Origin of the sequence: Xanthomonas sp. NCPPB 4037, from assembly GCF_041475695.2 — a bacterium.
Taxonomy (GTDB): domain Bacteria; phylum Pseudomonadota; class Gammaproteobacteria; order Xanthomonadales; family Xanthomonadaceae; genus Xanthomonas; species Xanthomonas campestris.
In genome coordinates this window covers 487,078-500,526 of sequence record NZ_CM191261.1, presented here as the reverse complement: position 1 = coordinate 500,526, position 13,449 = coordinate 487,078, and the positions used below count along the sequence as shown (strand labels likewise).

Below are 13,449 nucleotides of genomic sequence, written 5' to 3'. Positions count from 1 at the left end.
AAGCGATGCGGTTGCGTGCGATTAGAGAGCGGCGGACGGTGCGGCAGATGCTGTGCCGGCCGCCGGTGTAGCCTCTGCTGACGGTGCGGCGGCCCCCGGTGCGTCAGCTGGCATCGCCGGTGCTGCAGGCGCTGTCGGCGTTGCAGCGGTTGCTGCGGCCGGCGCGCCTGCCGCGCTACGACGCGATGCGAGCCAACGTTGGAATTCCGCCTTGGGCAGCGCTTCGACCACGATCGGCATGAAGCCATGGTCCTTGCCGCACAACTCGGCGCATTGCCCACGATAGACGCCGGGCTTTTCGATATTGGTCCAGGCTTCGTTGACGATGCCCGGAATGGCATCCTGCTTCCAGCCCAGCGCCGGCACCCACCAGGCGTGGATCACGTCATCGGCGGTGATCACGAAGCGGATCTTGGTATCGACCGGCAACACCAGCCGGTTGTCTACATCCAGCAGATAGTGCGGCTGCGACGCGGCGGTGGGGCGCTCGCCACTTTGGCGGATCCTGTCGGATTCACGCGCAAGACGGCTGGTGAACTCGACGCCCTGCCCCAGGTATTCGTACTTCCACATCCACTGATAACCGGTGACCTTGACGGTCATTTCCGACTCGCGGGTGTCGTACATCGCGATCAGTTTGGCGGTCGCCGGCCATGCCATGGCGATCAGCACCAGCACCGGGATCACCGTCCACAGCACCTCGGCCTTGGTGTTGTGACTGAATTGCGCGGCCACCGCGCCCTTGGATTTGCGGAACTTGAAGATCGCATAGCCCATCGCGCCGAACACCAACGCGCCGATGACCACGCACACCCACAACGCCACCATGTGGGCCTCATAGGCCATGCGCGCGGTCTGGGTGACCCCACGGCCCATGTTGAGCTGCCATTCCTTGGGATCGGCTGATTGCGCCCAGGCAACCGGCGCACCTGCAAGCGCCAACACGGCCGAGCCACATTTCATGTACGTCGCGTTCCAGCTGCTGCGTTGCGTCATTGCCTAGACCCTTACGTCATCGGTGACGGCCATTGGCGGCCGCGAGCAAGCGTTTCAGCGTATCTGCCAGTTCCACACGTTCGGCCGGCCCGAGAAAGCTCCCGATCTCGATCTGCCTGCCGCTGCTCACCAGCAACACCCTGTCGTCGCGTTCCGTGCGCAACCGCACCCAGTGCGGATGTGCCTGAAACGCTGGTGGCGCATGCCCGGAAGGAAACACTTCAACTACTGCTTCCCCCACCCGGATCGCTTCTACACGCTCGCCGCTTCGCCACAACTGCCGCAGCGCCAGCGCCACCACACCACTGTGCAACAGGGCGAACACCGGCGCGAACGCATTGCCGGTCCACCACCCCAGGCCTGCAAACAACCACATCGTTCCCGCCAACACCGCAAACAACTGCACGAATTGCCTGGCACTCATTGCCCGCGGAGGCCGTAACCGCACCTGCGTCCCAACCCCTTCGGACATCAACGGCAGTACTTCGATCATGGCAACACGCAGCGGACTGCGGGAATGTCCCGATGGTAGTCCCCGGCGAACGCATGCGGCAAGCGTTTCGCGCGAATCACCGATGCTGCACTGCAGCTAAAAACTGCACGAAAAATCAATCACTTCCCGATGGCTGGGGTTTTATCGCGGTGCGCGCGTGGGCGATCACGGCGTTGCGCGACGGCATGCACAAAACGGCAGAAAAGCTGCCGCTTCCACACAAGTGCACAGCCGTGCGGGCTCTCTAGAATGAGCGCGGATTCCCAGGCACCTTACGCATGAACGCCCAGCCAGACACGTTTGCCTCTTCCCACGCCGCGCGCCCGCTGTTGGCGCCCGAACTGCCCGCCGCGCCCGGCGCCTTGCGTGCCGCTATCACCGCTGCCTGGCTCAAGGACGAAACCGAGCACGTCCGTGAATTGCTGGAGCAGGCGCGCTTGCCGGCCGCAGAGCAGGCCAAGGTGCAGGCGCTGGCCGCCGACCTGGTCACCCGGGTGCGCGCACGTGCCCAGGATCAGGGCGCGATCGAAGCCTTCATGCGTCAGTACGATCTGGGCAGCGAGGAAGGCGTGCTGCTGATGTGCGTGGCCGAAGCCTTGCTGCGCATTCCCGATCAGGACACCGCAGACAAGCTGATCCGCGACAAGCTCGGTGAAGCCGACTGGAAAAAGCACATGGGCGGCAGCGACTCGGTGCTGGTCAACGCATCGACCTGGGGCCTGATGCTCACTGGCAGGCTGGTACAACTCAACGACCTCACCCGTGCAGATGTGCCCGGTGCCTTCAAGCGCCTGATCGGCCGCGTTGGCGAGCCGGTGATTCGTCTGGCCGTGCGGCAGGCGATGAAGATCATGGGCCACCAGTTCGTCATGGGCCGTACCATCGGCGAGGCGTTGTCGCGTTCGCGCAAGGGCGACAACGCCGACTACCGCTATTCGTTCGACATGCTCGGCGAAGGCGCGTTGACCATGAAGGACGCGCAGCGCTATCTGCAGGCGTATCGCGATGCCATCCATGCGATCGGTCGCAGCGGCAGCTTCGTCGGCACCGATGTGTTCGCCGCCCCCAGCATTTCGATCAAGTTGTCCGCGTTGTATCCGCGCTATGAACATGCCAAGCGCGCACGCGTGATGGCCGAACTTGCGCCCGGCGTGCTGGAGCTCGCGCAGCTGGCCAAGTCCTACGGCATTGGCTACACCGTCGATGCGGAAGAGGCCGATCGTCTGGAGCTGTCGCTGGATATCATCGAAGCCACCTTCTCCGACCCGTCGCTCGATGGCTGGGAAGGGTACGGGCTGGCAGTGCAGGCATACCAGAAGCGCACGCCTTACACGATCGATTTCCTGGCCGACCTGGCGCGGCGCGTCGGGCGTCGTATCCCGGTGCGCCTGGTCAAGGGCGCGTACTGGGATGCGGAAATCAAGCGCGCACAGATCGAAGGTCATCCGGGCTACCCGGTGTTTACGCGCAAGCAGAACACCGATGTGTCCTATCTGGTCTGCGCACGGCGCATGTTTGCGCACAGCGACGCGCTGTATCCGATGTTCGCCACCCACAACGCGCAGACCATCGCCGCGGTACGCGCGATCTCGGCGGGAAAGACCTACGAGCACCAGAAGCTGCACGGCATGGGGGATGACCTGTATGCCGAGGTGATTCCGGCCGATCGGCTGGGATTGCCGTGCCGGGTGTATGCGCCGGTCGGCTCGCACGAAGACCTGTTGCCGTACCTGGTCCGTCGTCTGCTGGAAAATGGCGCCAACTCCAGCTTCGTCAATCGCATCACCGATGAAGACGTCGCCATCGAAGACCTGATCCGCGATCCGGTCGAGGCGGTGTCCTCTTTCGCGTCCATCCCGCACCCCAAGATCCCGCTGCCGGCCGACCTGCTGCGCAGCCAGAACCAGAACAGGAAGAACTCCATGGGCGCCAACCTCGCCAACGACAACGATCTGCGGCAGCTGGCCGACCAACTCACTGCTGCAATCAAGCCGTGGAAGGCTGCGCCGCTGGTGCCCGGTGCCGTGATCACAACGCCAAGCGAGACCGTGCTCAACCCGGCCGACCGCCGCGAGACAGTCGGCCACTGGCAGCCTGCGGACCCGGCCACCGTGCAAAAGGCATTGGCGTCTGCCGCAGCCGCCCAGCCAGCCTGGAATCGCACGCCCGCCGCCAGCCGCGCCACCATCCTCGAACACGCTGCAGACCTGCTCGAGGCCCGCATGCCGGAGTTCATGGCGATCTGCGTCAAGGAAGCAGGCAAGACCCTGCCGGACGCCGTGGCCGAGGTACGGGAAGCCGTGGACTTCCTGCGCTATTACGCTGCCCAGGCGCGTGCGCAGTTTGGTGCGCCTGAGCGCCTGCCGGGCCCCACCGGCGAATCCAACGAGCTGCAACTGCATGGCCGCGGCGCGTTCGTCTGCATCAGCCCCTGGAACTTCCCGCTGGCGATCTTCCTGGGCCAGGTGGCTGCGGCGCTGGCGGCAGGCAATACCGTCATCGCCAAGCCGGCCGAGCAGACCAACCTGGTGGGCTTTGCGGCGGTCAAACTGTTGCATGAAGCCGGCGTGCCGGAAGCCGCTGTGCAGTTCCTGCCCGGCGATGGCGCCACGGTCGGCGCCGCGTTGACCAACGATCCCCGCGTTGCCGGCGTGGCCTTCACCGGCTCCACCGATACCGCCCGCAGCATCAATCGTACCCTCGCCGCGCGTGACGCCGCGATTGGCGTACTGATCGCCGAGACCGGCGGCCAGAATGCCTTCATCGCCGATTCGTCCTCGCTCCCGGAAGCCGTGGTCAAGGACGCCATCTCCAGCGCCTTCATCTCTGCTGGCCAGCGCTGCTCGGCCGCCCGCGTGCTGTTCGTACAGGACGACATCGCCGACAAGGTCATGACCATGCTCGCCGGCGCGATGGGCGAGCTGAAAATCGGCGACCCGGCCCTGCTCTCCACAGACGTTGGCCCCGTAATCGACGCCGATGCCCTGAAGATCCTGGAAGAACACGCGAGCCGCATGGACAGCGAAGCACGCCTGATCGGCACGACCACGCTGGACAGCGCCACGGCACACGGCAGCTTCTTTGCTCCACGCGCCTATGAACTGAAGTCACTTGCGCAGCTGCAGCGTGAGATCTTCGGCCCCGTGCTGCACGTCATTCGCTGGAAAGCCGACCAGCTGGATGCGGTCATCGATCAGATCAACGCCACCGGCTATGGCCTCACCCTGGGCGTGCATTCGCGGATCGATGAGACCATCGATCGCATCACCTCGCGCGTGGCCGTAGGCAATGTTTACGTCAATCGCAACCAGATCGGCGCTGTGGTCGGGGTGCAGCCGTTCGGTGGTCAGGGACTGTCAGGCACCGGCCCGAAGGCCGGCGGCCCTCACTACCTGCTGCGCTTTGCCACCGAAAAGGTAGTCACGGTGAACACCACCGCAGCCGGCGGCAATGCTTCGCTGCTGACCTTGGGTGACTGAGGCTGGGAGTGCCGCACCTTGGTAGCTCTGCGATTAGTCCGTGGGCGTGCCAAGGCAACGCTACCGAACGATTCTTGCAGGAAGCCTAGATGTAAAGAAGTACGAGTTCCCTGGCAGCTATAACTAGTAGGGAGTGCCCCAACTTGCTATCGCATCACTGGAAGCCAGAAAGTTCGACTGATGCAGGCGGCAGTGCAGTGCCGCATTACATTTACGCGTCGAATTGAGCGTTTGAAACAAAAAAACCCCGCAGAAGCGGGGTTTTCTTTTGGCGCAACGGATAGGCCCCGCCGAGCGCGAAACGGCCGTGGACCTACGCGCAGCCGATGCCTCAGCACATGATTCAAAACTAGTATGGCTTAGCAGTGCACCAAACACCGCGATGCAACGCAACAGGCTGCCCGACATCCCCAAATGCAGCACTGCACTGCCGCCTGCATCGGTATCCATCAGCAGATACTTCGCCCGCCGACGCACATCGGTAATCGTGGCGCCTGGCAGCAACTGTTCGATCTGCTCTGCAATCGGCCACCGCAGGTCAGGCCGCCGCAGGATCACGCCATGGATGCGTTGCCCCACCAGGTGCGGGGCCAGCCCACGTAAGGTGGTTTCGACTTCGGGAAGCTCAGGCATGCAGATCGACTCGACACACGGCAACAGACCGGAGCACACCACATGGTGGTGCAGGCAGGCAAACACAACTGCTATGGCGGTATGAGCGGACCTAGATCCCCGCGTGCAGCCGCAGATTCTAGCCGTCTACCGGACTTACCAAGTGATCTAGACACGTGGCGGCTCTGCAGGAATGTGCTCACACCTCGCATGTTGCTAGGCACACCACTCATCTCTGCAGCAGCAGCGTCAGTAAATGCCTATTGCCCGGTGCGGAAGAGGCCAATGTCACACGCACAGCGCCAGGCTGAGCAGCAAAGCGGCTTAGAAACGGTCGATCCAGGCAGCCTCTCCGCTAGGGCAGTTAGTTGGAGACCCTGGCCGCCAACGACAACGCAAGCGTGTCCAAGCCGAGTCAGGATTAAATCGCTAGGACCGAGCGCGTCGCCTACGGCCATCTTCTGGCCGATGGTCCTGTCTTTAGTCAAATCGCAGGCAAAAAGAAACCCTCAGTCCTGTTGGACTGAGGGTTTCGGGTAAAGCCCCTGGCGATGACCTACTCTCGCATGGCTTGAGCCACACTACCATCGGCGCAGCTGCGTTTCACTTCCGAGTTCGGGATGGGATCGGGTGGTTCCACAGCGCTAATTTCACCAGGGAGACGGTTGGAGCGTCGCCATCCAAGAAACGGATTAAGGCGCCCAGTCTCGCATAGTTAACTTGTGACGTAGCTTGCGTTTGGGGATCTTCCAACGTTCGTTGGGACCAAGGCAACTTGAGGTTATATGGTCAAGCCGCACGGATCATTAGTATCAGTTAGCTCAATACATTGCTGTACTTACACACCTGACCTATCAACCACATAGTCTATATGGTTCCTTTAGGGGGCTTGTGCCCCGGGAAGTCTCATCTTGAGGCGCGCTTCCCGCTTAGATGCTTTCAGCGGTTATCGCTTCCGAACATAGCTACCCGGCAATGCCACTGGCGTGACAACCGGAACACCAGAGGTTCGTCCACTCCGGTCCTCTCGTACTAGGAGCAGCCCCTCTCAAACTTCCAACGCCCATGGCAGATAGGGACCGAACTGTCTCACGACGTTCTGAACCCAGCTCGCGTACCACTTTAAATGGCGAACAGCCATACCCTTGGGACCGACTACAGCCCCAGGATGTGATGAGCCGACATCGAGGTGCCAAACACCGCCGTCGATATGAACTCTTGGGCGGTATCAGCCTGTTATCCCCGGAGTACCTTTTATCCGTTGAGCGATGGCCCTTCCATACAGAACCACCGGATCACTAAGACCTACTTTCGTACCTGCTTGATCCGTCGATCTTGCAGTCAAGCACGCTTATGCCTTTGCACACAGTGCGCGATGTCCGACCGCGCTGAGCGTACCTTCGTGCTCCTCCGTTACTCTTTAGGAGGAGACCGCCCCAGTCAAACTACCCACCATACACGGTCCCTGATCCGGATAACGGATCTAGGTTAGAACGTCAAGCACGACAGGGTGGTATTTCAAGGTTGGCTCCACTGCAGCTAGCGCCACAGTTTCATAGCCTCCCACCTATCCTACACAGACGAACTCAACGTTCAGTGTAAAGCTATAGTAAAGGTTCACGGGGTCTTTCCGTCTTGCCACGGGAACGCTGCATCTTCACAGCGATTTCAATTTCACTGAGTCTCGGGTGGAGACAGCGCCGCTGTCGTTACGCCATTCGTGCAGGTCGGAACTTACCCGACAAGGAATTTCGCTACCTTAGGACCGTTATAGTTACGGCCGCCGTTTACTGGGGCTTCGATCAAGAGCTTCGCCTTGCGGCTGACCCCATCAATTAACCTTCCAGCACCGGGCAGGCGTCACACCCTATACGTCCACTTTCGTGTTTGCAGAGTGCTGTGTTTTTGATAAACAGTCGCAGCGGCCTGGTTTCTGCGACCCTCTTCAGCTATAGCTCGCATGAGCCACCAAAAAGGGTGCACCTTCTCCCGAAGTTACGGTGCCATGTTGCCTAGTTCCTTCACCCGAGTTCTCTCAAGCGCCTGAGAATTCTCATCCTACCCACCTGTGTCGGTTTACGGTACGGTCTTCGTGAGCTGAAGCTTAGGAGCTTTTCCTGGAAGCGTGGTATCAGTGACTTCGCCATAAAGGCTCGTCTCGGTGCTCGGTCTTAAAGGATCCCGGATTTGCCAAAGATCCAAACCTACCGCCTTTCCCCGGGACAACCAACGCCCGGTACACCTAACCTTCTCCGTCCCTCCATCGCACTCACGCGAGGTGCAGGAATATTAACCTGCTTCCCATCGACTACGGCTTTCGCCCTCGCCTTAGGGACCGACTAACCCTGCGTCGATTAACGTTGCGCAAGGAAACCTTGGGCTTTCGGCGTGCGGGCTTTTCACCCGCATTATCGTTACTCATGTCAGCATTCGCACTTCCGATACCTCCAGCAGACTTCTCAATCCACCTTCGCAGGCTTACGGAACGCTCCTCTACCGCGCATAAAACCGAAGTTTTACGCACCCCAAGCTTCGGTTCACTGCTTAGCCCCGTTAAATCTTCCGCGCAGACCGACTCGACCAGTGAGCTATTACGCTTTCTTTAAAGGGTGGCTGCTTCTAAGCCAACCTCCTGGCTGTCTATGCCTTTCCACATCGTTTTCCACTTAGCAGTGAATTTGGGACCTTAGCTGTGGGTCTGGGTTGTTTCCCTTTTCACGACGGACGTTAGCACCCGCCGTGTGTCTCCCGGATAGTACGTACTGGTATTCGGAGTTTGCAATGGTTTGGTAAGTCGCGATGACCCCCTAGCCATAACAGTGCTCTACCCCCAGTAGTATTCGTCCGAGGCGCTACCTAAATAGCTTTCGAGGAGAACCAGCTATCTCCGGGTTCGATTAGCTTTTCACTCCTAATCACAGCTCATCCCCGTCTTTTGCAACAGACGTGGGTTCGGGCCTCCAGTACCTGTTACGGCACCTTCACCCTGGCCATGACTAGATCACCCGGTTTCGGGTCTACTGCCCGCGACTATGCGCCCTTATCAGACTCGGTTTCCCTTCGCCTCCCCTATACGGTTAAGCTTGCCACGAACAGTAAGTCGCTGACCCATTATACAAAAGGTACGCAGTCACTCTTGCGAGCTCCTACTGCTTGTACGCACACGGTTTCAGGATCTATTTCACTCCCCTCTCCGGGGTTCTTTTCGCCTTTCCCTCACGGTACTGGTTCACTATCGGTCGGTCAGGAGTATTTAGCCTTGGAGGATGGTCCCCCCATATTCAGACAGGGTTTCACGTGCCCCGCCCTACTCGTCTTCACTGGAGTGGCCCTTTTAAATACAGGGCTATCACCTTCTATGGCCAATCTTTCCAGATTGTTTTTCTAAAGCCATTCCAGCTTAAGGGCTGTTCCCCGTTCGCTCGTCACTACTCAGGGAATCTCGGTTGATTTCTTTTCCTCCGGTTACTTAGATATTTCAGTTCACCGGGTTCGCTTCAAGCAGCTATGAATTCACTGCAAGATACTGCCGAAGCAGTGGGTTTCCCCATTCGGATATTGCCGGATCAAAGCTTGTTGCCAGCTCCCCGACACTTTTCGCAGGCTACCACGTCCTTCATCGCCTCTGACCGCCTAGGCATCCACCGTGTGCGCTTATTCGCTTGACCATATAACCCCAAGTTGCCTCGGAGCTACATGCCGTGTTGTGTGGGGTACAAAGCCACCAACGCGAACATACGACTCAATTATTTAGGGACTCGAAGTCCCCGCCTTAGCCTCAACGACACGTTTAGATAGATATCTCAAACGCTCGCTACGTCACAAGTTATAAAAGAACATGTCTCAGCCTCAACGCTGATCCATATAAATTCTTAAGTGTGCACTACATTCAGAGTGGTGGGTCTGGGTAGACTCGAACTACCGACCTCACCCTTATCAGGGGTGCGCTCTAACCACCTGAGCTACAGACCCGAAGTCTTTTCACTCAATATGGTGGAGCCTGTCGGGATCGAACCGACGACCCCCTGCTTGCAAAGCAGGTGCTCTCCCAGCTGAGCTAAGGCCCCAAAAGGGACTTCGCATACCGACCTGTGCCGGTATGAATCTCTGAATGCAGGTAATTTGTGAGGACGCCCGACAGGACGAATGACGTCATGCTCAAAAGGAGGTGATCCAGCCGCACCTTCCGATACGGCTACCTTGTTACGACTTCACCCCAGTCATCGGCCACACCGTGGCAAGCGCCCTCCCGAAGGTTAAGCTACCTGCTTCTGGTGCAACAAACTCCCATGGTGTGACGGGCGGTGTGTACAAGGCCCGGGAACGTATTCACCGCAGCAATGCTGATCTGCGATTACTAGCGATTCCGACTTCATGGAGTCGAGTTGCAGACTCCAATCCGGACTGAGATAGGGTTTCTGGGATTGGCTTACCCTCGCGGGTTTGCAGCCCTCTGTCCCTACCATTGTAGTACGTGTGTAGCCCTGGTCGTAAGGGCCATGATGACTTGACGTCATCCCCACCTTCCTCCGGTTTGTCACCGGCGGTCTCCTTAGAGTTCCCACCATTACGTGCTGGCAACTAAGGACAAGGGTTGCGCTCGTTGCGGGACTTAACCCAACATCTCACGACACGAGCTGACGACAGCCATGCAGCACCTGTCTCACGGTTCCCGAAGGCACCAATCCATCTCTGGAAAGTTCCGTGGATGTCAAGACCAGGTAAGGTTCTTCGCGTTGCATCGAATTAAACCACATACTCCACCGCTTGTGCGGGCCCCCGTCAATTCCTTTGAGTTTCAGTCTTGCGACCGTACTCCCCAGGCGGCGAACTTAACGCGTTAGCTTCGATACTGCGTGCCAAATTGCACCCAACATCCAGTTCGCATCGTTTAGGGCGTGGACTACCAGGGTATCTAATCCTGTTTGCTCCCCACGCTTTCGTGCCTCAGTGTCAGTGTTGGTCCAGGTAGCCGCCTTCGCCACGGATGTTCCTCCCGATCTCTACGCATTTCACTGCTACACCGGGAATTCCGCTACCCTCTACCACACTCTAGTGACCCAGTATCCACTGCAATTCCCAGGTTGAGCCCAGGGCTTTCACAACAGACTTAAACCACCACCTACGCACGCTTTACGCCCAGTAATTCCGAGTAACGCTTGCACCCTTCGTATTACCGCGGCTGCTGGCACGAAGTTAGCCGGTGCTTATTCTTTGGGTACCGTCAGAACAATCGGGTATTAACCGACTGCTTTTCTTTCCCAACAAAAGGGCTTTACAACCCGAAGGCCTTCTTCACCCACGCGGCATGGCTGGATCAGGCTTGCGCCCATTGTCCAATATTCCCCACTGCTGCCTCCCGTAGGAGTCTGGACCGTGTCTCAGTTCCAGTGTGGCTGATCATCCTCTCAGACCAGCTACGGATCGTCGCCTTGGTGGGCCTTTACCCCGCCAACTAGCTAATCCGACATCGGCTCATTCAATCGCGCGAAGCCCGAAGGTCCTCCGCTTTCACCCGTAGGTCGTATGCGGTATTAGCGTAAGTTTCCCTACGTTATCCCCCACGAAAGAGTAGATTCCGATGTATTCCTCACCCGTCCGCCACTCGCCACCCATAAGAGCAAGCTCTTACTGTGCTGCCGTTCGACTTGCATGTGTTAGGCCTGCCGCCAGCGTTCACTCTGAGCCAGGATCAAACTCTTCACTTAAAATTACATGTCCGAAGACAAATACTTTAGCTGCAGAAGTTCAACCACTGACAACTTATCGCTTGCAAAGCAATTAATATGTTGCTTTTTGATTAAACGTCTGCAAGATGGACAATCATCCTTCCTGCAGGCGTCCGCACAAATTACCTGCGCACACTGTCAAAGAACATTGGGAAGTGGCCTCAGCGCCGTTCCCGTCAGCTTCGTCGTTTCCGTCGAAGCGAGCCGCCCATTATAGCGGACTTTTTCTTGCCGTCAACACCTTGTTTCCGAGGTGGTTGACGCTTCTCCGTTTCGACCCGAAGGTTTTCTGCGAAGCGAGCCGGCCATATTAGCAGGCTTTTCATCCTCGTCAACCCCTCGTGAAGAGGAAGTTGCCGCCGCTGCACCTCAATCCGCCGTAGCGTCTTTCCGTGTAGCGAGCCGCCCATCATAGCCGGCTTTTCTGTTTCGTCAACACCCTAATTTCAGGCTGTTTTCGAGCCCTTTGCGCTGGTTCCGCGTCTGCGGGGCCGTTGCGTCGGGGGAGGCGAATTATGGGCCGGTCAAACGCATTTGGGAAGGGGTTTGTGAAAAAAATTTCACTGATCCTCGCCGCGAGTTTGGAAGCGTGCGCGGGCGCACGTTGCTAGCCGCCTGACGCACGTTTCCTATCTATAGAGACTACCGATTTGATCAATTAGCTCACCAAACGCTGAGGCGCTGGCGACGCTCTATACAGATAGCCGCGAGCGACACAGATCAGTTGCCTGCGTCACCACTTGTTCGACCCAGGCAACTCAGCCGGTTACCAACGCAACGCGGGCAAAGTTGCGCTTGCCCACCTGGATGACGCCCTCAAAGCCGGGGCCGAACTGGCGAGCGAGGTCGTCGACCACTTCGCCGTCGATCTTGACTGCCCGCTCCTTGAGCTTGCGGGTGGCTTCGGAGTTGCTGGGTGTCAGACCGGCCGCAGTGAGCAAGCTGGCGATCCGCAGGCCTTCTGCGGGAACGCTGACCTGCTGGAGCGGCAACACGCTGGTGTCGCCCTGCCCGGTCACTACGGCATGCCAGCCGGCGATGGCCTGCTCGGCAGTGGCTGCATCGTGGAACCGGGTCGCCAGCTCGCGCGCCAGGCGCAGTTTGACGTCGCGCGGATGCAGGTTGCCGGCGGCGACATCTTCTTTAAGACGGGCAGCCTCGGCAACGCTGATATCGAAGGAGAGCAAGTCGATCCAGCGCCAGGTCAGCGCATCGCCGATCTTCATGGTCTTGGTGACGATGTCGATGGCCGGTTCGTTGATGCCGATGTAGTTGCCCAGGGATTTGGACATCTTGGCGACGCCGTCCAGGCCTTCCAGCAGTGGCATGGTCAGCACGACCTGCGGCGCCTGACCGTAGTGCTCCTGCAGACCGCGCCCCATCAGCAGGTTGAATGTCTGGTCGGTGCCGCCGAGCTCGACGTCCGCCTTGAGGGCCACCGAGTCATAGCCCTGCACCAGCGGATACAGGAATTCGTGGATCGCGATCGGTTGCTGACCTGCAAAGCGCTTGGCGAAGTCGTCGCGCTCGAGCATGCGCGCCACGGTGTGCTGGGCGGACAGCTTGATCATGTCCGCCGCGCTCATCTGGCCGAACCATTCTGAGTTGAAGCGCACCTCGGTCCGCGTGCGGTCCAGGATCTTGAAGACCTGCTCTTCATAGGTCCGTGCATTGGCGAGCACGTCCTCACGGCTGAGCGGCTTACGGGTGACGTTCTTGCCGCTCGGGTCGCCGATCATGCCGGTGAAGTCGCCGATCAGGAAAATCACCTGGTGCCCCAGCTCCTGGAACTGGCGCATCTTGTTGAGCAACACGGTGTGGCCGAGATGCAGATCCGGTGCGGTGGGATCAAAGCCAGCCTTCACCCGCAACGGCACACCGGAGGTCAGGCGCGCTTCGAGCTGCTCAAGCTTGAGGATCTCCTCGGCACCGCGGCCAATGAGCGCAAGGGATTCATCGATAGTGGCCAACCACAGACTCCAGCGGCGTTCGCCGTCAACAACATGAATTAAGTTAAACGCAGGTTAATACCGCGCCAAATGAAAATAATGAACAGGCTCAATGGTTTGACGCGCTGTTGATCGCTGTCTATGGTACCGGCGTTTGGGCTCGCACTTCGAGCCGTCCCGGAGACTTCCAA

4 protein-coding genes, 2 tRNA genes, 3 rRNA genes and 1 pseudogene are annotated in these 13,449 nt (G+C 58.9%); 1 reads left to right on the top strand and 9 read right to left on the bottom strand.

Features of this window, described 5'->3' with window-relative positions:
• Nucleotides 1-21: 21 nt before the first annotated feature.
• Complete coding sequence (gene coxB / locus ACCQ01_RS02150; RefSeq protein ID WP_115003730.1) at nt 22-996, bottom strand: cytochrome c oxidase subunit II; 975 nt, start codon at nt 994-996, stop codon at nt 22-24.
• 16 nt (nt 997-1,012) lie between these two features.
• A complete protein-coding gene (locus ACCQ01_RS02145; RefSeq protein WP_183110888.1) occupies nt 1,013-1,489 on the bottom strand; it encodes a DUF2244 domain-containing protein in 477 nt (158 codons plus the stop codon).
• Nucleotides 1,490-1,767: 278 nt separating this feature from the next.
• Here ACCQ01_RS02145 and putA point away from each other — a divergent pair, with 278 nt between their 5' ends.
• The gene (putA, locus tag ACCQ01_RS02140; protein ID WP_228433542.1) at nt 1,768-4,968 is read left to right on the top strand and encodes a bifunctional proline dehydrogenase/L-glutamate gamma-semialdehyde dehydrogenase PutA; all 3,201 of its coding nucleotides are present in this window, start codon (nt 1,768-1,770) and stop codon (nt 4,966-4,968) included.
• A gap of 393 nt (nt 4,969-5,361) precedes the next feature.
• On the opposite strand, the pseudogene ACCQ01_RS02135 reads toward putA, so the two are convergent.
• The 7 genes and pseudogenes from ACCQ01_RS02135 to tyrS all read right to left on the bottom strand — a co-directional run.
• Nucleotides 5,362-5,601: pseudogene (locus ACCQ01_RS02135) on the bottom strand (DNA-formamidopyrimidine glycosylase family protein); the annotation flags it as partial.
• A 522-nt stretch (nt 5,602-6,123) separates the two neighbouring features.
• A 5S ribosomal RNA gene (gene rrf / locus ACCQ01_RS02130) occupies nt 6,124-6,238 on the bottom strand.
• 127 nt (nt 6,239-6,365) lie between these two features.
• Nucleotides 6,366-9,248: ribosomal RNA gene (locus tag ACCQ01_RS02125) — 23S ribosomal RNA — on the bottom strand.
• A 227-nt stretch (nt 9,249-9,475) separates the two neighbouring features.
• Nucleotides 9,476-9,552: transfer RNA gene (locus ACCQ01_RS02120), tRNA-Ile, on the bottom strand.
• Nucleotides 9,553-9,571: 19 nt separating this feature from the next.
• Nucleotides 9,572-9,647: transfer RNA gene (locus tag ACCQ01_RS02115), tRNA-Ala, on the bottom strand.
• A 94-nt stretch (nt 9,648-9,741) separates the two neighbouring features.
• A 16S ribosomal RNA gene (locus ACCQ01_RS02110) occupies nt 9,742-11,288 on the bottom strand.
• Together the 16S, 23S and 5S rRNA genes with 2 tRNA genes alongside form the textbook arrangement of a ribosomal RNA operon.
• Before the next feature lie 779 nt (nt 11,289-12,067).
• A complete protein-coding gene (gene tyrS, locus ACCQ01_RS02105; protein WP_228433122.1) occupies nt 12,068-13,279 on the bottom strand; it encodes a tyrosine--tRNA ligase in 1,212 nt (403 codons plus the stop codon).
• Between the last annotated feature and the right edge of the window lie 170 nt (nt 13,280-13,449).